Source organism: Streptomyces sp. NPDC051578 (genome assembly GCF_044454045.1).
GTDB lineage: Bacteria > Actinomycetota > Actinomycetes > Streptomycetales > Streptomycetaceae > Streptomyces.
Map to the genome: position 1 here is coordinate 1,913,221 of NZ_JBITDH010000001.1, position 19,817 is coordinate 1,933,037.

16 protein-coding genes are annotated in these 19,817 nt (G+C 73.3%); 3 read left to right on the forward strand and 13 right to left on the reverse strand.

What is annotated here, in order from left to right:
• Positions 1 to 3: 3 nt before the first annotated feature.
• The 5 genes from ACIA6C_RS08615 to ACIA6C_RS08635 form a co-directional block, all read right to left on the reverse strand.
• The gene (locus ACIA6C_RS08615) at positions 4 to 405 is read right to left on the reverse strand and encodes a hypothetical protein (RefSeq protein ID WP_399273823.1); all 402 of its coding nucleotides are present in this window, start codon (positions 403 to 405) and stop codon (positions 4 to 6) included.
• Positions 395 to 2,125 carry a hypothetical protein gene (locus tag ACIA6C_RS08620; RefSeq protein ID WP_399273825.1) on the reverse strand — a complete coding sequence of 577 codons (1,731 nt, stop codon included), beginning with the start codon at positions 2,123 to 2,125 and terminating at the stop codon, positions 395 to 397. Before ACIA6C_RS08620 ends, ACIA6C_RS08615 begins: the two co-directional genes overlap by 11 nt.
• A gap of 152 nt (positions 2,126 to 2,277) precedes the next feature.
• Entirely contained in the window at positions 2,278 to 3,267 is a 990-nt protein-coding gene (locus ACIA6C_RS08625) for a malate dehydrogenase (protein WP_399273827.1), read from the reverse strand.
• Positions 3,268 to 3,509: 242 nt separating this feature from the next.
• Positions 3,510 to 3,959 carry a DUF3017 domain-containing protein gene (locus tag ACIA6C_RS08630; protein ID WP_361129609.1) on the reverse strand — a complete coding sequence of 150 codons (450 nt, stop codon included), beginning with the start codon at positions 3,957 to 3,959 and terminating at the stop codon, positions 3,510 to 3,512.
• Complete coding sequence (locus ACIA6C_RS08635; RefSeq protein ID WP_399273829.1) at positions 3,949 to 4,809, reverse strand: bifunctional methylenetetrahydrofolate dehydrogenase/methenyltetrahydrofolate cyclohydrolase; 861 nt, start codon at positions 4,807 to 4,809, stop codon at positions 3,949 to 3,951. The genes ACIA6C_RS08630 and ACIA6C_RS08635 overlap by 11 nt, the downstream gene beginning before the upstream one ends.
• A 270-nt stretch (positions 4,810 to 5,079) precedes the next feature.
• Here ACIA6C_RS08635 and ACIA6C_RS08640 point away from each other — a divergent pair, with 270 nt between their 5' ends.
• The gene (locus ACIA6C_RS08640; protein ID WP_399273831.1) at positions 5,080 to 5,832 is read left to right on the forward strand and encodes an RDD family protein; all 753 of its coding nucleotides are present in this window, start codon (positions 5,080 to 5,082) and stop codon (positions 5,830 to 5,832) included.
• Between the two features lie 74 nt (positions 5,833 to 5,906).
• Here the strand turns inward: ACIA6C_RS08640 and purH are convergent, their stop codons facing one another.
• Complete coding sequence (gene purH / locus ACIA6C_RS08645; protein WP_361129618.1) at positions 5,907 to 7,502, reverse strand: bifunctional phosphoribosylaminoimidazolecarboxamide formyltransferase/IMP cyclohydrolase; 1,596 nt, start codon at positions 7,500 to 7,502, stop codon at positions 5,907 to 5,909.
• Positions 7,499 to 8,122 carry a phosphoribosylglycinamide formyltransferase gene (gene purN / locus ACIA6C_RS08650; RefSeq protein WP_361129621.1) on the reverse strand — a complete coding sequence of 208 codons (624 nt, stop codon included), beginning with the start codon at positions 8,120 to 8,122 and terminating at the stop codon, positions 7,499 to 7,501. Before purN ends, purH begins: the two co-directional genes overlap by 4 nt.
• Before the next feature lie 231 nt (positions 8,123 to 8,353).
• Here purN and ACIA6C_RS08655 point away from each other — a divergent pair, with 231 nt between their 5' ends.
• Positions 8,354 to 8,911 (forward strand): hypothetical protein, encoded by a 558-nt coding sequence (locus ACIA6C_RS08655; protein ID WP_399273834.1) that lies wholly within the window; start codon positions 8,354 to 8,356, stop codon positions 8,909 to 8,911.
• A gap of 486 nt (positions 8,912 to 9,397) precedes the next feature.
• Here the strand turns inward: ACIA6C_RS08655 and ACIA6C_RS08660 are convergent, their stop codons facing one another.
• Complete coding sequence (locus ACIA6C_RS08660; RefSeq protein WP_399273836.1) at positions 9,398 to 10,984, reverse strand: DUF6350 family protein; 1,587 nt, start codon at positions 10,982 to 10,984, stop codon at positions 9,398 to 9,400.
• Positions 10,985 to 11,103: 119 nt separating this feature from the next.
• Here ACIA6C_RS08660 and ACIA6C_RS08665 point away from each other — a divergent pair, with 119 nt between their 5' ends.
• Positions 11,104 to 12,666, forward strand: a complete 1,563-nt coding sequence (locus ACIA6C_RS08665) for a helix-turn-helix domain-containing protein (RefSeq protein WP_399273838.1) — start codon at positions 11,104 to 11,106, stop codon at positions 12,664 to 12,666.
• An 88-nt stretch (positions 12,667 to 12,754) separates the two neighbouring features.
• Here the strand turns inward: ACIA6C_RS08665 and sucD are convergent, their stop codons facing one another.
• The 5 genes from sucD to ACIA6C_RS08690 form a co-directional block, all read right to left on the reverse strand.
• Positions 12,755 to 13,645 carry a succinate--CoA ligase subunit alpha gene (sucD, locus tag ACIA6C_RS08670; RefSeq protein WP_136213293.1) on the reverse strand — a complete coding sequence of 297 codons (891 nt, stop codon included), beginning with the start codon at positions 13,643 to 13,645 and terminating at the stop codon, positions 12,755 to 12,757.
• 21 nt (positions 13,646 to 13,666) lie between these two features.
• Positions 13,667 to 14,845 (reverse strand): ADP-forming succinate--CoA ligase subunit beta, encoded by a 1,179-nt coding sequence (sucC, locus tag ACIA6C_RS08675; RefSeq protein WP_190183066.1) that lies wholly within the window; start codon positions 14,843 to 14,845, stop codon positions 13,667 to 13,669.
• 299 nt (positions 14,846 to 15,144) lie between these two features.
• Positions 15,145 to 16,254 (reverse strand): VWA domain-containing protein, encoded by a 1,110-nt coding sequence (locus ACIA6C_RS08680; protein WP_399274542.1) that lies wholly within the window; start codon positions 16,252 to 16,254, stop codon positions 15,145 to 15,147.
• Between the two features lie 144 nt (positions 16,255 to 16,398).
• A complete protein-coding gene (locus ACIA6C_RS08685) occupies positions 16,399 to 18,693 on the reverse strand; it encodes a DUF5682 family protein (RefSeq protein WP_399273840.1) in 2,295 nt (764 codons plus the stop codon).
• Positions 18,690 to 19,796, reverse strand: coding sequence for an AAA family ATPase (locus ACIA6C_RS08690; protein WP_399273842.1), 1,107 nt, complete (start codon positions 19,794 to 19,796; stop codon positions 18,690 to 18,692). The genes ACIA6C_RS08685 and ACIA6C_RS08690 overlap by 4 nt, the downstream gene beginning before the upstream one ends.
• Positions 19,797 to 19,817 lie beyond the last annotated feature (21 nt).

Here is a 19,817-nt window from a genome sequence, read left to right on the forward strand (position 1 = left end):
GGTTCAGCCCCCCAGCGTGATCAGCAACTCGCCCAGCGCGGTCGCCGCACTGACGGACTCCACCAGCGGGGCCCAGCGCTCCAGCGCGCCGCGCAGCCGGGCGGCGAGCCCGGGCCGGATCTCCCGCGCCGTCTCCAGCTCCTCGGCCGCCCCGTCCAGTTCGGCGTCCAGCGCCGACCGGTCCTCGCCCCGCGGCAGCCGGACGAGGGCGGCGCGCAGTTCCAGTACGGCGTCGAGCAGCACCTGCGGCGTGGGCGCCTCGACGGCTGCGCCCCCGTGCCGGACGGTGTTGGTGTTGTTGCTGCCGCCGACGCTGAACGCGCTGCCGGTGATGTCGCCGAAGGTCACGGACGGCTCCGCCGGGCCGCCGCCTCCCGTGCCCGTGTTGCTCCCGTCAGTTGCCACCGCTGCTCCCCCTGCCCTTGCCGCTGTTGTGGTGACCGGTGTTGGTGTTGTTGCTGCCGCCGACGCTGAACGCGCTGCCGTTCACCGACTGGATGAACACCCCGCCCTCGGCGACGTTGACGGCGCGCTTCGCGAACTCCTCGGTGTGCCAGCCCGCTTCGTGCAAGGCGACGATAACGCCGCCGACGACGCGGTCCTGAACCGTTTTCAGGAAGCGGTCGAGATCCATCAGGTGGAACAGCGATCCGTTGTCCTCGGAGGCCAGTTCGCGCACCGACAGGCGCGGTCCCTCGGGCCGGGCCCCGCCGTGGCCGCCGGTCACGATCCGCCACCAGCTCGCGAGGCCGCGGCCCAGGGTGGTGGCGGAGGCCGCGAGGGAACCGGGGGTCTGCCGCAGGGCCCAGACGGCCTTCCCGAAGGCGTTGTTGTTGCGGTAGCGCTGGGCGTCGGCGTCCGCGTTGTGGAAGGCGACCGCCACGGGGAGCAGCACGTGCGGGGCCACTTCCAGCATCATCATGCCGCCCTGGGTGTGGACCCGTACGAAGACGGTGACGACGAGGTTCTCGTCCCATCCGCCCACCCGCACGCGCAGGAAGTGCCTGCGGCGCTCGCCGCCCTCCTCGATGGCCGCGGCCCGCTGCTGCGCGTACTGGGCGTGGATCGCCTGGGCGGCGTCCCGGTGCGGCAGCCCGTTGGCCGGCAGGAACACGCACTCGTCGACGACCAGTTCCCGCAGCCGGTCACCGACGGCCGCCTCGGCCTCCAGGGAGCCGTGCGGCGAAGGCACCCGCAGCCGCTCCAGCAGCGGCACGATCCTGGAGACGAGGTGGGCGTTGGTGACGGGCGTCGGCTTGCGGTCGGGGCCGAGGTCCTCGCGCGGGCGCAGTTCGACGGAGAGCTGCCAGGGCCGGTAGGGGTCGCCTGCGCCGCAGAACGGGTCGTTGACGTCGTACGTGATCACCGGCGCGTGCTGCTCGGCCCGGATGCGGGCGCGGACGCGCTGGAAGCGCACGCCCGGGGCCGCTTCGGCGGGGTCGCCGGCGTGGTCCGCGTAGCGGCGCTCGTTGAGGTCGGTGGCGATGGTCCGGAAGACGTGGCCGCGCTGGAGGCCGACGACGGCGACCACGGCGGCGAAGACCACGGGCACCCACCAGAAGACGGCGGTGGCCGCCGCGGTGTCCCCGAAGGACGGGGAGAAGAACAGGGCGCCGGGCCCGCCCGGGTCGCCGAGCAGGCTCATCAGGGCGAATCCGCCGAAGGCGAGGAAGAGCAGGGTGAGGGCGAGCATCGCGAAGACGTAGACGCGCAGGATCACGGCCAGCGCCCGCAGCAGCGGCGTGTTCCGGCCGCGCAGCCAGTCGGCGAAGCTCAGCAGGAGGAAGGGGAAGAGCAGCAGCATGAGGGCGCCGCCGGTGAGGAGGGAGCCGACGAACCAGGCGCCGAGCACCCCGGCCGCCCAGCCGAGTTCGGTGCGGCGGGCGCGCAGGGCGTGGGCGAGCACCCGGGAGGCGTCGAAGCCGTAGGAGGGGGCGACGATGCGCTCTTCGTGGACGTAGAGCTCGTCGATGACCCGGTCGCGGAATCCGGCGTCGAGGTAGGTACCCGCGCAGAGGAACCGGCCGGCCTCGCTGAGCGAGGGGTGCACCGGCGGGCGGCCGGCGCGGGGATCGCCCCAGTCGGCCGGACCGGTCGGCTGGCGGGGAATCGGGGTCTCGGTCACCGACCGACCTTAGGTTCCCCCTACATCAGGCGATAGGCCGAATCACGCCAAAACGCCCCGACCAGGTTTGGCCGGGGCGTTTCGTCGTTCGTACTGGTTCGAACGGGCCGGGGCCGCTCAGAGGCCCGGTCCGGCCGGTCGGATCGGACCGGTCAGATCAGCCCGAGCTCACGGACCGCGTCGCGCTCCTCGACGAGCTCCGCCACGGACGCGTCGATGCGCGCACGGGAGAACTCGTTGATGTCCAGGCCCTGGACGATCTCGTACTTGCCGTCCTTGGTGGTGACGGGGAACGAGGAGATGATGCCCTCGGGGACACCGTAGGAGCCGTCCGACGGGACACCCATCGAGGTCCAGTCGCCGGCGGCGGTGCCGTTGACCCACGTGTGGACGTGGTCGATGGCGGCGTTGGCGGCGGAGGCGGCCGAGGACGCGCCACGGGCCTCGATGATCGCGGCGCCGCGCTTGGCGACGGTCGGGATGAAGGTCTCGGCCAGCCACTGCTCGTCGTTGACGACCTCGGCGGCGTTCTTGCCGGCGATCTCCGCGTGGAAGATGTCCGGGTACTGGGTCGCCGAGTGGTTGCCCCAGATGGTGAGGCGCTTGATGTCGGAGACGGCGGCGCCGGTACGGGCGGCCAGCTGCGAGATCGCGCGGTTGTGGTCCAGGCGGGTCATCGCGGTGAACCGCTCGGCCGGTACGTCCGGGGCGGCGGCCTGGGCGATGAGCGCGTTGGTGTTGGCCGGGTTGCCCACGACCAGGACCTTGATGTCGTCCGCGGCGTGCGCGTTGATCGCGGCGCCCTGCGGCTTGAAGATGCCGCCGTTGGCGGAGAGCAGGTCACCGCGCTCCATACCCTTGGTGCGCGGGCGGGCGCCGACGAGCAGCGCGACGTTGGCACCCTCGAAGCCCTTGTTCGGGTCGTCGAAGATGTCGATGCCGCGGAGCAGCGGGAAGGCGCAGTCGTCGAGCTCCATGGCGGTTCCCTCGGCAGCCTTCATGCCCTGGGGGATCTCGAGGAGCCGGAGCTTGACCGGCACGTCCGCGCCGAGGAGGTGACCGGACGCGATGCGGAAGAGCAGCGCGTAGCCGATCTGGCCGGCGGCGCCGGTGACGGTGACATTCACGGGAGTGCGGGTCATGGCCTTCTCCGTTAGACAGCTGGCGGTGGGGCGTCCCTGCCCCATGTGCTGGAGGACGCCGCTCCCCTGTCCTCTAAATCTTGACGTGAAGAGACATCCGCGGTCAGGCTATCCGACCCCGGGGGCGGCTAACCCACAGGCCCGTGTGGTGCGTGGCACACGGACCCGGATGTTCGAAGGCCGGACGGCCGCCCGAGCCCCCATCCCGCCCCGGGAACGCGCCCGGGCCCTGCGGACAGGGGCTAGCGGACGGTGAAGCGGACCGCCGTCTCCAGGAAGGGGACGTGCAGCACGGGCTTGGGCTCCATCACCAGCGCGAGCAAGGTGATGGCCACGCCGAGCACCCCGTAGGTCACGAGGTCCGTGAACCGGGAGCGGACCGCGAGCATCCCCACCGAGGGCAGTACGCGCCGCATCACGGCAGCCGCGATCAGGGCGATCCCGATGATCAGGCAGCCCACCCGGGGGTGACCCGTCGCCGTCGTCAGCAGCCCGGCCGCCGTGGCGGCGAGCACGCTGAGCATCGGCCACTGCCGGGCGGGCGCCGGGGCGTCCCCGGGAGCGGCCCGGCCCCCGCCCTCGGGGCGGGCGGTGTCCCGGGTGACGGACGGGAACCGGCGGGACTTGGGCGCCTCGGCAGGCCCCCGGTCGCCTTCCCCGCCGGCCGGGCCGGTGGTGTGCTCAACCCGCACTGGTGATCCGTTCCGCCGCCTCGACGACATTGACGAGCAGCTGGGCGCGGGTCATCGGGCCGACACCGCCGGGGTTCGGGGACAGCCAGCCCGCCACCTCCGCCACACCCGGGTGCACGTCGCCGACGATCTTCCCGCTCTCGTCGCGGCTGACGCCGACGTCGAGCACCGCCGCGCCCGGCTTCACGTCCTCCGGCTTGACCAGGTGCGGGACCCCGGCGGCCGCGACGATGACGTCCGCCTGGCGCAGCAGGCGCGGCAGGTCGCGGGTACCGGTGTGGCACAGGGTGACGGTGGCGTTCTCGGACTTGCGGGTCAGGAGCAGCCCGATGGAGCGCCCGACGGTGACCCCGCGGCCCAGGACCACCACGTGCGCGCCGTTGATCTCCACGCCGTGGTGGCGCAGCAGCGTCACGATCCCGTACGGGGTGCAGGGCAGCGGGCCGGGCTCGTTGAGCACCAGCCGGCCGAGGGACATGGGGTGCAGCCCGTCGGCGTCCTTGAGCGGATCCATCAGCTCCAGGACGCGGTTGGTGTCGATGCCCTTGGGGAGCGGGAGTTGCACGATGTAACCCGTGCACTGCGGGTTCTCGTTGAGTTCCCGCACGACCGCCTCGATGTCCTCCTGGGAGGCGGTGGCCGGGAGTTCGCGCTGGATGGAGGCGATGCCGACCTCCGCGCAGTCCTTGTGCTTGCCGTTGACGTACCAGCGGCTGCCCGGATCGTCACCGACCAGCAGGGTGCCGAGGCCGGGGGTGACACCCCGGGCTTTCAGCGCCGACACGCGGGCCGTCAGTTCGGACTTGATCGCGGCTGCGGTGGCCTTGCCATCGAGAATCTGGGCGGTCATGCTCCCATCCTCCCGGATGGAGCGGCCCCGGTTCCACTCAAGGCTCCCGGCAGGCCTCCGGCGGCGCCCCCGGACCCTCTTGGTCATTTCATTGCACTTGCACAACAAGTCCCGGCCGCCGCGCGAACCGGCTGGACAATCCCCCTGCGCCGGGACCACGATGACGGGCAATGAGTGCCGCGGGCAGTGCCGGGGGGTGGACCGCAAAACGCAGTGTTTCCTCCGAAAGTGCCGTGCGTCCCCGCACTTCCACGGAGGAACAACCCAAAGATGAGCTTCGGCGACCCGAACAACCCGTACGGACAGCAGCAGCCGCCGCAGGGCCAGCCCGGCTACGGTTACCCGCAGCAGGCCCCCCAGGGCATCCCGCCGCAGGGCGTCCCCCCGCAGGGCCAGCCCGGCTACGGCTACCCGCAGCAGCCGGGTCAGCCGCCGTACGGCGCGATGCCCCCGGCCCCCGGCACGCTCCAGGCGAACAACGGCTACATCAACGTGGCCGGCCTCGGCACCGTCGAGGTCGCCACGATGGGCCGCCGCTTCGGCGCCCGTCTGATCGACGGCCTGGTCATCGGTGTCCTGTACTCGATCCTCAGCGCGATCGGTGTCGCGAGCGCCTTCGGCGCGTCGAAGAGCATCCAGGACTGCACCGGCCTGGACTACGCGTCTTCCGCGTACCAGAGCTGCGTCAACGACCAGGCCGAGGCCGCCGGCGGCATCATCGCCACCTTCTTCGGCGTCATCCTCGTCTTCTTCGTCGCCACCCTGCTCTACGAATGGCTGATGATCGCGTTCGTGGGCGCGACGGTCGGCAAGCTGGCCCTGGGCCTGAAGGTCGTCAAGGAGAACACGGGCCAGGTCCCGGGCATCGGCGGCGGCTTCGTCCGCTGGATCATCCCGATGGTCGGCGCGTTCCTCTGCGGCATCGGCCAGCTCCTGGTCTACCTCTCCCCCTTCTTCGACAACTCCGGCAAGCTGCAGGGCTGGCACGACCGTGCCGCCGGCACGATCGTCGTGAAGAAGTAAGCGGTACCGCCCGCAAGACGGCGAAGGCCGCGCCCCCGGACGGGGGCGCGGCCTTCGCCGTGTGCGGGGTGCGATCAGTGGAAGAAGTGGCGGGTACCGGTGAAGTACATCGTCACGCCCGCCGCCTTCGCGGCCTCGATGACCAGCTCGTCACGGACCGAACCGCCCGGCTGCACGACGGCCTTGATGCCGGCCGCCGTGAGGATCTCCAGCCCGTCCGGGAACGGGAAGAAGGCGTCGGAGGCCGCGTACGAGCCCTGCGCGCGCTCGGCGCCGGCCCGCTCGACCGCGAGCTTCGCGGAGTCGACCCGGTTGACCTGGCCCATGCCGACACCGACCGAGGCACCGTCCTTGGCGAGCAGGATCGCGTTGGACTTGACGGCCCGGCAGGCCTTCCAGGCGAAGGCGAGCTCGGCGAGCTCGTCGGCGGACAGGGCCTCGCCGGTCGCGAGGGTCCAGTTCTCCGGGTCGTCGCCCTCGGCCTGGAACACGTCCGACTGCTGGAGCAGCGCGCCGCCCGAGACGGGCTTGAGGTCACCCGGCTGGTGCGGGGTGCCGTCGACCTTCAGGACGCGGATGTTCTTCTTCTTGGCCAGGATCTCGACCGCGCCGTCCTCGTAGCCCGGGGCGGCGATGACCTCGGTGAAGATCTCCGCGACCTGCTCGGCGAGCTCGACGGTCACCGGGCGGTTGACGGCGATGACGCCGCCGAACGCCGAGAGCGGGTCACAGGCGTGGGCCTTGCGGTGGGCGGCGGCGACGTCCGCGCCCACGGCGATCCCGCACGGGTTGGCGTGCTTGATGATCGCGACACAGGGCTCTTCGTGGTCGTAGGCGGCGCGGCGGGCCGCCTCGGTGTCCACGTAGTTGTTGAAGGACATCTCCTTGCCGTGCAGCTGCTCGGCGTTCGCGATCCCGCCCGGCTGCCCGTCCGTGTAGAGGGCGGCCGCCTGGTGGGGGTTCTCGCCGTAACGGAGGGTGGACTTGCGCTGCCAGGCGCCGGCCAGGAACTCGGGCAGGACGGCCTCGGGCTCGGGGGCGTACCCGTTGGTGAACCAGGAGGCGACGGCCACGTCGTAGGCGGCGGTGTGCTGGAAGGCCTCGGCGGCGAGCCGCTTGCGGGCGGTCAGGTCGAAGCCGCCGCCCCGGGCCGCGGTCAGGACGTCGGCGTACCGCTCGGGGCTGGTCACGACGGCGACCGAGGGGTGGTTCTTGGCGGCCGCGCGGACCATCGAGGGGCCGCCGATGTCGATCTGCTCGACGCACTCGTCGGGCGTGGCACCGGACTGGACGGTGGCCAGGAAGGGGTAGAGGTTGACGACGACCAGGTCGAAGGGCTCCACGCCCAGCTCGGCCAGCTGGCGCCGGTGGTCCTCCAGGCGCAGGTCGGCAAGGATGCCCGCGTGCACGCGCGGGTGCAGGGTCTTGACCCGGCCGTCCAGGCACTCGGGGAAACCGGTCAGCTCCTCGACCTTGGTGACGGGCACCCCGGCCGCGGCGATCTTGGAGGCGGTGGAGCCGGTGGAGACGAGCGCGACGCCCGCCTCGTGCAGGCCGCGGGCCAGCTCTTCCAGTCCCGTCTTGTCGTAGACGCTGATCAGCGCACGACGGATCGGCCGCTGGGTCGTGGTCGGGTCGTTGCTGCTGTCTGCGGTCTCTACGGCGGTCACTGGATTGTTACCTTTCGTCCCTCAATGCGGTAGCCGTGCCGGGCCAGGCGCCCCACGACGTCGACGAGCAGCGTGCGCTCGACTTCCTTGATGCGCTCATGGAGAGCGGCTTCGTCTTCCCCGTCCCGGATCTCGACGACACCCTGGGCGATGATGGGGCCGGTGTCCACGCCGCTGTCCACGAAGTGGACGGTGCAGCCGGTGACCTTGGCGCCGTAGGCGAGGGCGTCGCGGACGCCGTGCGCGCCCGGGAAGGCGGGCAGCAGGGCGGGGTGGGTGTTGATGAACCGGCCGCCGAAGCGGTCCAGGAACTCCGGTCCGACGATCTTCATGAACCCGGCGGAGACCACCAGGTCCGGCTCGTGGGCGGCGGTGGCCGCGGTGAGCGCGGCGTCCCACTCCGCGCGGGTGGCGTACGCCTTGACCGGGCACACGAAGGTGGGGATCCCCGCCTTCTGCGCGCGCTCCAGGCCGACGATGCCGTCGCGGTCGGCGCCGACGGCGACGACCCGGGCGCCGAAGCCCTCGGGGCCGTCGGGGTGGGCGTCGATGGCGTCGAGCAGGGCCTGGAGGTTGGTGCCGGAACCAGAGACCAGCACGACCAGGCGGGAGGCGGCCATGGGAGGCCCTTTCTTGGGGGGCATCACTTGCACTTGTACGGTCATACGAAACTCCGGGTCCCCGATATACGGGGAACCATACGAAGCGGCGGACCGCCTGCAACGATACCGGCACACGGGACCGCCCCCGGGGGACGGGGGCACGGCCGGGCGGTAGCGTGAGGCGACGCGACGTGGCTCACGCCGCCGCGCCGACGCCACGCCCACGACACAGGGGAAGTAACGCACTCGATGCCGGACCGCCGTCAGCCCGACTCTTCGACCGACGACAACCCCTTCGCGGCGCCCCCCGAGGGCAGGCCCGACGAGCCGTGGCAGCCGCGCGGCGGCCCCGGTCACACCGGCCCCGGTGGTCCCGGTGGTCCCGGTGGTCCCGGTCAGGAGCCGGCCCCCGAGGGCCCGGCCCGCTGGGACCCGACCGACCCGCTCCAGCGCCGCGCCCGCTACGCGCTGTTCGCGGGCATGTGGGGGTTCTTCTTCGGCGTCTTCGGGATCCCGTCGGTGGGCCTCCTGCTGGGCGCGCTCGCGCTGTACTGGGGCGTCAGCGCCCTGCGCGCCGGCGTCGCCGACCTCGGCCCGGCGGCCCGCCCCCAGCGCACGGCGGCGGTCAGCGGCCTGGTCACGGCGACGCTCGCCCTACTGCTGGCGGCGAGCTCGTACGCGGTCCAGCTGGCGTACAAGGACTTCTACGTCTGCCGCGACGACGCCCTGACGCGCACGGCCGAACTCCAATGCAACACCCTCCTCCCGGACAACCTGGTGGGCAAAGTCCTCAAGGTCCGCAACTAACCCCTGCGCCCACCCCTCCCCGCCCCGGACGGAGTCTGGGCCGGGGGGCACTGCCTTGCCGGCGCCTGAGGCGCGGCGCCGGGGCGGAGCCCCGGGAGACCCGGCGCAGCCGCCCCCCGCGCGGGCACTGTGCCGCCCTGGGGGCACCTCCCGGCCCGGGCAGAGCCAGCCCCACACGGGCCCCCGGATGGAGTCTGGGGAGTTCGAGGCGCGGGCCAAGCGCCAGGAGCCCGGCGCAGCCGCACCCCGCCGCCACTTCCCTGCAGGGGGCACCTCCCGGCCCGGGGCAGACCCAGCCCCCCCGGCGTTGGAGGCGCGGGGTCTGGGGCGGGCCCCGGAAGCCCGGCGCAGCCGCACCCCATCGGCACTGCCCTGCCCTGCGGCACCTCCCGGCCCGGGGCAGACCCAGCCCCGCCAATGAGGGTCCCCCCGGACGGAGTCTGGGGAGTTCGAGGCGCGGGCGGGGGCCGGCTAACGGCGGCGGCGTCAGGCCGTCGGTCGCCGGGACAGCACCCGCGCCCCGGAAACCCCCGGCACCAACTCCGCCGCCGCAACCGGCAAAGGCACGCTCTCTTCCGACGGCACGTCACCGCCCTCGACCGCCGCCGCAACCGGCAACGGCACGCTCTCTTCCGACGGCACGTCACCGCCCTCGACCGCCGACGGCGGCGGATCGGCCACCGCCGGCGCCACCATCGGCACGGCCGCTTCCCGCAGCGCCGCCCACCTCAACTCCCGCACCCCCGAGTCGTGCCACTCGTCGGCCGCTTCCACCACTCCCGCCCCCCTCACCGGCCGCACCCGCCACCCGTGCACCGCCACAGCCACCGGCACGGCCAGCACCACCGCCCACACCACCGCCGCGCCCCCCACCTGCCACCACACCGGCCCGAACCGCACCAGCTCCCGCGACCCCAACGGCCCGGCCGCCACCGCCGCGAGCCCCGCCATCAGCACCCCGCACACCAGCGCCCCCAGCACCGCCGTCCACGCCGTCTCCCCGTACGAGACCTCCCGCGCCCGCCGCACCGCGAACCACCCCACCGCCAGCCCCGCCACCACCGGCACGGCGAACGCCGCCCACGTCAGCGGGCTCCCCGCCCCAACCGCCGGCAGCGCCGCCAGCAGCGGGAACCTCGGCAGCGCCGCATGCGATCCCACCGTGCCGAACGGTGTCGCCGTCGCCCCCGTGCCCAGCGCGAAGCCCGGCCCCAGACCGTAGGCCGCGCCCCACACCATCGCGTTCGGGATCAGCGTCACCGCCAGCAGCAGCACCGCGAACCGCCCCGACCACACCCCGGTCAGCCCCAGGAACGACCCCCGCACCTCCGCCCCGTGCCACACCAGCGACGCCCCGACCAGCAGCACGCCACCGCCCGCCAGCACCAGGGCCCCCGCCGCGCCCGAGCGCAGCGCAAGCTCGTAACGGGGGCGCGCGATGGCCCTCCGCACGCCCCCCGCCACCCAGCCCGGCACCCAGCCCGGGAACTCGCCGAGGGGCCTGCCCCGCGCCGCCCACACCCCGCTGGCCGCGGCCAGTACGGCCACCAGCGGCACGTGCCACGCCGCGCTCAGCGGGTCGGCCGGCATGGGGCCGACCGAGGCGTAGACCGTCGCCAGCGCCCCGACGCCGAGGTACCCGCAGGTCACCGCCGAGAACACGACACCGGCCGGCAGCACCTCGTCGTCGCCCGGGCCGCCCGCCGGGCCGTCGCCCGAGGCGCTGCCCAGCCTCGCGGCCCGCCGCATCAGCAGCACCGGCAGCGCCACCAGCAGCAACGGCGTCACCCCGACGGGTGCGGGCACCCCCGACAGGGTTTCGTAGCGGACGAGTTCGGTCCCGTGGGCGAGCAGCCACAACCCGGCCGCGAGGTGCAGCGCGCCGCCGGGGCCGCTGTCGGGGTAGGGGGAGCTGATCCACAGGACGATCACGAGCACGGCCAGGAAGCCGAGCCCCAGTCCTGCGGCCACGGCGCCGCCCAGCACGCACGCGGCGGCCGCCGGCGAGCGGCGCCGCACGGCGGTCTGCGGGGCCGCCGGCAACGAGGTACCGCGTTCGGTCACTTGGGTCACCCCGCCATGGTGCCAACGACACGCGCTATGGGTGGGTAACAGGCGAATGTCCGTGGTGTCGCTCAATATACGTTTATGTACTTTTTCGCGCAGAGCTACCGGGTCGCGGGGAGAGTGGCATGACACAAGGCGTCGGAACGACCTCCGCCTCAGGAGAAGAGGCCGACCTCCCCTCCCCCCAGGAACGCCGAAGGCTGCGCGAATCCGCCGAACTGACGCACCGTGAGGTGGCGGCGGACATCGGGGTCAGCCCCTCCACGGTCCGTTCGTGGGAGAACGGACGGACACAGCCGCGCGGCCGAAAACGCAAGGCCTACGCCCGGTTCCTCACCCGCCTCGCGACGTCCGCCTCCCCCGCCGGACCGGACGCCCCCGCTCCCGACGCCGCACCCCCCGGCACCGAGGCCCCCGCCGCCCCGGCCCCAGGCACCGAGGCCCCCGCCGCCCCGGCACCCGCCGCCGAGGCCTCCGCCCCCGCGGCCTCCGGCGCCCAAGCCTTCACGGCCGGCGCTCCCGACGCCTCCAAGGCCGGCGGCCCCGGTGCCGTACGGGTCCACCCGGCCCCGGCGCGGCCCATCAGCTCCCGCAAACGGCCCAAGGCGGCGGTGAAGCGGGCCCCGAAGCCGCCGACCGGCGCGGCGCGTCACGACTCCAAGACCCCCGTCAAGGCTCCCGGAAGCGACCACTCCCCGCTCCCCCCGGAGCCCCCGCAGCCCCGGCCCGGCCCCGAGCCGCACCCCGCGCCGGAGGCCCGGACCGACCCCGCCCCCGCACCGGGGCCCGCCCCCGCCCGCGAGCCCGACACGCCCACCGCCACGGCGGAGCCCGACGCCGTTGACGAGCCCGAAGCCCCCGTCGACAACGGGCCCCTGACCCCCGCCCAGGTGTACGACGCCCTGTACACCTACGCCGCCCCGGCCCTCGTCCGCCAGGCCTACCTCCTCACCGGCCGCCGCTCCCTCGCCCTGGAGGCCGTCGAGAAGGCGTTCCTCCAGGCCTGGGCGCGCTGGCCGGAGGTCGCCACCGACCCGGACCCGGTGGGGTGGGTGCGCGCGGCCTCGTACGAGTACGCCCTCTCCCCCTGGCACCGGTTCCGCCGGGCCTTCCGCCACCCCGACAAGGCCCCGGCCGAAGCCGCCGACCGGATCACGATGGACGCCCTGCTCGCGCTGCCGACCGCGTACCGCCGCGCGGTCCTGCTGTACGACGGCGTCGGCCTCGACCTCCCCGACACGGCCGCCGAGATCGAGGCGTCGACGCCCACCGCGGGCCTGCGCCTGCTGAACGCGCACGCCGCGCTCGTCGCCCGGATCCCCGAGCTGGCCGGTCTGCCGCCCGCGCAGCGGTCCGCCCGGCTGCGCGAACGCATGGGCTCGGTCCGTCCGGCCGTCTCCCTCGAACCGCGCCCGGCAGCCGACGTACGCACCTCCTGCGAGCGCCGCTCCCGCGCGCTGAGCCGGGCGGCGCTCGGGCTGACCGCGGTGATCGCGGTGGCGACGGCGTACACGGCGACCACGGCGCCCACCCAGTACGTCCCGCCGCTGGCACCGGGTTCGAGCGTCTCCGGGGTCCCCCCGCTCAGCGGGCCCCAGCGGTTCACCGAGCAGAGCAAGGAGCTGCACGACAGGCTCAGCTCCGACCCGGCTTCCGGCCCGGCCCGCCTCGCCCCGAAGGTCGAGTGAGCGCGCACGAGAAACGGGCGTGGCCCGCACCCCTGAGGGGTGCGGGCCACGCCCGTACGCACGTACGACGGCTGCTTGCCGAGTCCGCTTACTGAGCGGCGTTCAGGATCTCGCGCGCCAGCTTGGCCGTCTCGGTCGGCGTCTTGCCGACCTTGACGCCCGCGGCCTCGAGGGCCTCCTTCTTGGCCTGTGCGGTGCCAGAAGAACCGGAGACGATGGCGCCGGCGTGACCCATGGTCTTGCCCTCGGGGGCGGTGAAGCCCGCGACGTAGCCGACGACCGGCTTGGTGACGTTCTTCGCGATGAAGTCCGCCGCACGCTCCTCGGCGTCGCCGCCGATCTCGCCGATCATGACGATGAGGTCGGTCTCGGGGTCCGCCTCGAACGCCGCGAGGGCGTCGATGTGCGTGGTGCCGATGACCGGGTCGCCACCGATGCCGACGGCGGAGGAGAAGCCGATGTCACGGAGCTCGTACATCATCTGGTAGGTCAGCGTGCCGGACTTCGACACGAGACCGATGCGGCCGGGCTTGGTGATGTCGCCCGGGATGATGCCGGCGTTGGACTGGCCGGGGGTGATCAGACCCGGGCAGTTCGGGCCGATGATCCGGGTCTTGTTGCCCTTGGCGGTCGCGTACGCCCAGAAGGCGGCGGAGTCGTGCACCGCGATGCCCTCGGTGATGACGACGGCCAGCGGGATCTCGGCGTCGATGGCCTCGACGACGGCGGCCTTGGCGAAGGCCGGCGGGACGAAGAGGACGGAGACGTTGGCGCCCGTCTTCTCCATCGCCTCGGCGACCGAGCCGAAGACCGGGACCTCGGTGCCGTCGAAGTCGACGGTGGTGCCGGCCTTGCGCGGGTTCACGCCGCCGACGATGTTGGTGCCGTCAGCCAGCATCAGCTTGGTGTGCTTCATGCCCGTGGCACCGGTCATGCCCTGGACGATGACCTTGCTGTCCTTGTTGAGGAAGATAGCCATGTGAGTCTGTGACCTCTGCCCTTACTTCGCAGCCGCGAGCTCGGCGGCCTTGTCGGCCGCGCCGTCCATGGTGTCCACGCGCTGCACCAGCGGGTGGTTGGCGTCCGAGAGGATCTTGCGACCCAGCTCGGCGTTGTTGCCGTCGAGACGGACGACGAGCGGCTTGGTGACCGCCTCGCCCTTCTCCTCCAGCAGTGCCAGCGCCTGGACGATGCCGTTGGCGACCTCGTCACAGGCGGTGATGCCACCGAAGACGTTGACGAAGACGGACTTGACGTCCGGGTCGCCGAGGATGATCTCAAGGCCGTTGGCCATGACGGCGGCGGAGGCGCCACCGCCGATGTCCAGGAAGTTGGCGGGCTTGACGCCGCCGTGGTTCTCACCGGCGTAGGCGACGACGTCGAGGGTGCTCATGACGAGACCCGCGCCGTTGCCGATGATGCCGACCTCACCGTCGAGCTTGACGTAGTTGAGGTTCTTCGCCTTGGCGGCGGCCTCCAGCGGGTTCGCGGCCGCGTGGTCCACGAACTCCTCGTGGCCCGGCTGGCGGAACTCGGCGTTCTCGTCGAGCGAGACCTTGCCGTCGAGCGCGATGACGTCACCGTTGGCGACCTTCGCGAGCGGGTTGACCTCGACGAGGAGCGCGTCCTCGGCGATGAAGGTCTGCCACAGGGTCACGAGGACCTCGGCGACCTTCTCGGCGACCTCGGCCGGGAACTTCGCCTGCGCGACGATCTCGCGGGCCTTCTCGATGGTCACGCCCTCGTTGGCGTTGACCGGCACCTTCGCGAGGGCCTCGGGGGTCTTCTCCGCGACCTCCTCGATGTCCATGCCGCCCTGCACCGAGGCCATGGCCAGGAAGGTGCGGTTGGTGCGGTCGAGGAGGTACGAGACGTAGTACTCCTCGAGGATCTCGGGAGCGGTCTCGGCGATCATCACCTTGTGGACCGTGTGGCCCTTGATGTCCATGCCGAGGATGTCCGTCGCCCGGGCGACGGCCTCGTCCGGGGTGGCGGCGAGCTTGACGCCGCCGGCCTTGCCTCGGCCACCGACCTTCACCTGCGCCTTGACGACCGACTTGCCGCCCAGCCGCTCGGTGGCCTCGCGAGCCGCCTCAGGCGTGTCGATCACTTCACCGGCCAGCACCGGTACACCGTGCTTGGCGAAGAGGTCCCTCGCCTGGTACTCGAACAGGTCCACGCGCGTCCGTCCCTTGTCTTCAAAGATTCGCAGTGATTCGCGGTTGTCTGCTATCTGCGTGGGCGTGCCGCGGAGGGCAACGTGACGGCGCTGTCACAAGGAAGGCGCACACGGTGACCGTGGACGCGGCATGTCCGTCTCGCAGGTTATCCCCGTGGGACGTGGGTCCCTAAATCACAGGTCGCACCGGAGCGGTGATACCTGTCACAGATCGCCTCACGGTTGAGCTGCGCGTTCGTACGATCCGCCGACTGACGGGAGGGGGCGCGGGGCCCGGACACCGGGCGCGGCGGGGCCGTTCAGGGGACGGGCAGCGGCCGCTTCTCCAGCGCGGCGGCCATCACGTCGGGGAAGAGGTCGGGGGTGCAGGCGAAGGCGGGCGCGCCGAGCGCGGCGAGGGCCGCGGCGTGCTCGCGGTCGTAGGCGGGAGCCCCTTCGTCGGACAGCGCGAGCAGGGTCACGAACTCCACTCCGGCGGCCTTCATCGCGGCGACCCGCTTGAGCATCCCGTCGCGTATGCCGCCCTCGTAGAGATCACTGATCAGGACCACGACGGTGTCGGCCGGTCGGGTGATCTTGGACTGGCAGTAGGCGAGGGCCCGGTTGATGTCGGTGCCACCGCCGAGCTGCGTGCCGAAGAGCACGTCGACGGGATCGTCGAGCTGGTCCGTGAGGTCCACGACGGCGGTGTCGAACACCACCAGCCGGGTGGCGATCGCCCGCATCGAGGCGAGCACCGCCCCGAAGACGGAGGCGTAGACGACGGAGGCCGCCATCGAACCCGACTGGTCGATGCAGAGGACGACCTCCTTCTTCACGGACTGCGCCGCCCGGCCGTATCCGACCAGCCGCTCCGGGACGACGGTGCGGTACTCGGGGAGGTAGTTCTTGAGGTTGGCGCGGATCGTCCGGTCCCAGTCGATGTCCCGGTGGCGGGGGCGGCTGATGCGGGCGGACCGGTCGAGGGCGCCGGTCAGGGTGGCGCGGGTACGGCTCGCGAGGCGCTTCTCCAACTGCTGGACCACCTTGGCGACCACCGCGCGGGCGGTCTCGCGGGTCGTCTCCGGCATGGCCTTGTTGAGGGAGAGCAGGGTGCCGACGAGGTGGACGTCCGGTTCCACCGCCTCCAGCATCTCCGGCTCCAGCAGCAGGGAGGACAGGCCGAGCCGCTCGATGGCGTCCCGCTGCATGACCTGCACCACGGAGGCGGGGAAGTAGGTCCTGATGTCCCCGAGCCAGCGGGCCACCTGCGGCGCGGACCCGCCGAGCCCGGCCGACCGCTCCCCCGCCCTCTTGCGCGAGTCGCCGCCGCTGCGGCCGTACAGCGCGGTGAGCGCGGCGTCCATCTCCGCGTCGCGGCCGGAGAGCGGGCAGCCGGTGCCGTCGCCCTCGCCGCCGCCGAGCACCATCCGCCACCGCCGCAGCCGCTCCCCCGCGTCCGCCGGCCGTCCCGTGCTGATCTCCACCTGTCCGTCCCCCTCGTCCTGTGTCCTGAGCCGCCGGCCCTCGCCGGCGGCGCCTTCGCCGCGCCTTCTCGTCCGCGGCGCCCCCCGTCAGCGCGCGCCCGCCGTCAACCCCGCGCCCGCCGCCCCGGCGAGCAGCATGCGGACCACGTCCGCCACCGCGTCCGCGCGGACGGGGTCCAGCTCCGGGCCGAAGCCCTCGGGCGCCGGGCCGGGCCCCGAGGTGCGCGCCCGGGCGGCCGGCCCACGCCGGACCAGTTCGCCCAGGGCCCGCTTCACACCCGGCTCGTACGCCCCGAACGTCCGCCGCAGCAGGGGCAGTACGTCGATGAAGGCGCCCGCCGGCACCGACACCAGCCAGGTGTCGATCAGGCCGAGCAGCCGCTCGTCGTGGACCAGCAGGGTGCCGCCGCCCGCGCTGCCGCCGGCGAAGCCCTCGATCCAGCCCGCGGCGTCGGCCGGGGCGGCCGCCGGGGACAGCGCGAGCCCCATCAGCCGCGCCGTCTCCTCGGGCGGCAGCCGGCCGTCGTCCAGGAGCAGCCGTGCGGCCCGGCCCCTGATCGGCCCGGGCACGGTGTCCCGGCCCGCCAGCGTCCGCAGCACCGCCGCCCAGCGCCCGCGCAGCCCCTCGTCGGCGTCGGCCAGCAGGGCGATCGCCCCGTGGACGGCGTCGACGTGCCCGCGCAGCTCCGCCGCGCCGTCGGCGTCCAGCCCGGCCGCGCAGGCGGGTGGCAGGGCCACGCATATCCGCTCCGCGAGCCCGGCGGCGACGGTGGCGAGCGCCTGCGCGTCGGTGCCCCGTACGTCCCCGTATCGCAGCGAGCGGGCCAGCGCGGGCAGTGCCTTGGCGAGGCGTGCCACATCGGTGTCGAGCGCCGCCCGGTCCGCGAGGGCCCGCAGTACGGCGGGCAGTGCCTCGGAAAGCCCGGCCAGCAGGCACCGTTCCGCCAGGGCGGTGACCTCGCCCAGTTCCGCGGCGTCCGCCGCGAGCGCCTCGGCCCGGGCGGTGGCCGCACCCAGGACGTTCGTGCCCCAGATGCCCGCCTCCGCGACCCGCACCGCCAGCTCGGGCTCCCAGCGCAGCCGCCATGTCTCCCGGAAGGTGCCGGTGCTGCCGCGGGACGCGGTGGGTATGCCCCAGTCGATGCCGAGCAGCCGCAGCCGGTGCAGCAGCAGGGACTTGGCCGCGTCGGTGTCCTTGCGCAGGTCCAGTTCCAGCTCGCGCTCCTGCGCCTCCGCCTTGAGGCGCAGGGATCGCTGTCTGCGGGTGAGGTCCCGCTGGAGTGGTACGACGGGCGCCGCGTCGGGGACTTCGCCCAGTACGTCCCCGACCACCAGGCGGTCCTCGATCAGGGCGAGCGGTATGTCGGAGCCGTCGCACATGACCGCCCGGACCGCTTCGAGGGTTTCGGTGAGCCCGGGGACCGGCCGCCCCCGCACGGCGGCGAGGGTCCGGGCGAGCCGGACCGCCTCGATGACATGGGCGGAGGAGACCTGCCGGTCCTCCTCCCGGAGCAGGCCCGCGACTTTGGTCAGCCAGCGCTCGACGGGCCGGTCCCGGGCGGTGAAGAGGTGCGCGTACCAGCCGGGTGAGGTGATGCCGGCGCCGTATCCACCGGCGCGGGCGAGCCGGCGGTGGGTCCAGGGAACCCAGGTGGTCTCCACCTTGATCTTGGGCAGCCCGGTCAGCAGGGCCCTGTCGGCGGCAGCCGTGGCCGGGGCGCTCAGGGCCGGGACGTGCCAGGCCCCGCAGACCACGGCGTAGGCGTCGCCGAATTCGCGGCGCGCGGCCCGCATCTGCCGGCGCATGTACGCCTCCCGCACCAGGTCGCGCGGGTTGCCGCCGCAGCCGTACGCCTCGCGCAGCGCGCCCATTGCTTCGCCGAGGGCCTCGAACGCGGCCAGCGGGTCTTCCCGTACGGCGTCCCGGTGCTCGACGACGTCCTCCCACCAGCGCTCGGGGTCGTCGTACCCGGCGCTTTCGGCCAGCACCGCGAGCGGGTCGATCCGTACGGAGTCGGGCTGCTCCTGCTGGTCTTCGGACACGGCCAGCGAGTGCGCGGCGGGGAGGTCGATGAACCGGACGGGCACGTCCCGCGCCTGGGCCCAGCGGATGGCGGCCCATTCGGGAGAGAACCCGGCCATCGGCCAGAACGCGGCCCGGCCGGGATCGTCCGCGGCGTGGGCGAGCAGGGCCACGGGCGGCCGCATCTGCGGGTCGGCGGCGAGCGGCAGCAGCGCGTCCCCCTCCGGCGGCCCCTCTATGAGCACCGCCGTCGGCCTGGCTTCGTCCAGAGCGGCCCGCACCGCGCGGGCGGAGCCCGGCCCGTGGTGGCGGACCCCCAGCAGGAGGGGCCCGCCGGCACGCGGGTTCCGCGGGTTCATGCCGTCACCTCCCGGCAGGCGCGGTAGAAGTCCTTCCAGCCGTCCCGCTCGCGGACGACGGCTTCGAGGTACTCCTGCCAGACCACCCGGTCCGCGGCCGGGTCGCGGACGACGGCGCCGAGGATCCCCGCCGCCACGTCGGAGGGGCGCAGGACGCCGTCTCCGAAGTGCGCGGCCAGGGCCAGGCCTCCGGTGACCACGGAGATGGCCTCGGCGGTGGACAGGGTGCCGCTGGGCGACTTGACCTTGGTACGGCCGTCGCCGGTGACCCCGTCGCGCAGCTCGCGGAAGACGGTGACGACACGGCGGATCTCCTCCAGGCCCTCCGGCGCCGCCGGCAGGTCCAGGGCGCGGCCCATCTGGTCGACGCGGCGGGCGACGATGTCGACCTCGGCGTCGGCGGTGGCGGGCAGGGGCAGCACCACGGTGTTGAAGCGGCGGCGCAGCGCGCTGGAGAGCTCGTTGACCCCGCGGTCGCGGTCGTTGGCGGTGGCGATGAGGTTGAAGCCGCGCACGGCCTGCACCTCCTGTCCGAGCTCCGGTATGGGGAGCGTCTTCTCGGACAGGATGGTGATGAGGGTGTCCTGGACGTCGGCGGGGATGCGGGTGAGTTCCTCGACGCGGGCGGTCATGCCGTCGGCCATGGCCCGCATGACGGGGCTGGGGACGAGGGCTTCGCGGCTCGGGCCGTGGGCCAGGAGGCGGGCGTAGTTCCAGCCGTAGCGGATGGCTTCCTCGGGAGTGCCGGCGGTGCCTTGCACGAGGAGGGTGGAGTCCCCGCTGACGGCGGCGGCGAGGTGCTCGGACACCCAGGTCTTGGCGGTGCCGGGGACCCCGAGCAGGAGCAGCGCGCGGTCGGTGGCGAGCGTGGTGACGGCGACTTCGACGATGCGACGGGGTCCGACGTACTTGGGCGTGATCACGGTGCCGTCGTCCAGTGTGCCGCCGAGCAGGTAGGTGGCGACGGCCCACGGGGAGAGCTTCCAGCGGGTCGGGCGGGGCCGGTCGTCGGCGGCCGCCAGGGCTTTCAGTTCGTGTGCGAAGGCGTCTTCGGCGTGCGGTCGCAGTGCCTCAGCGCGGTGTTCGGTCTCGGGCGTGCTCATGGTCCCCCTCCAAGGCTCGGC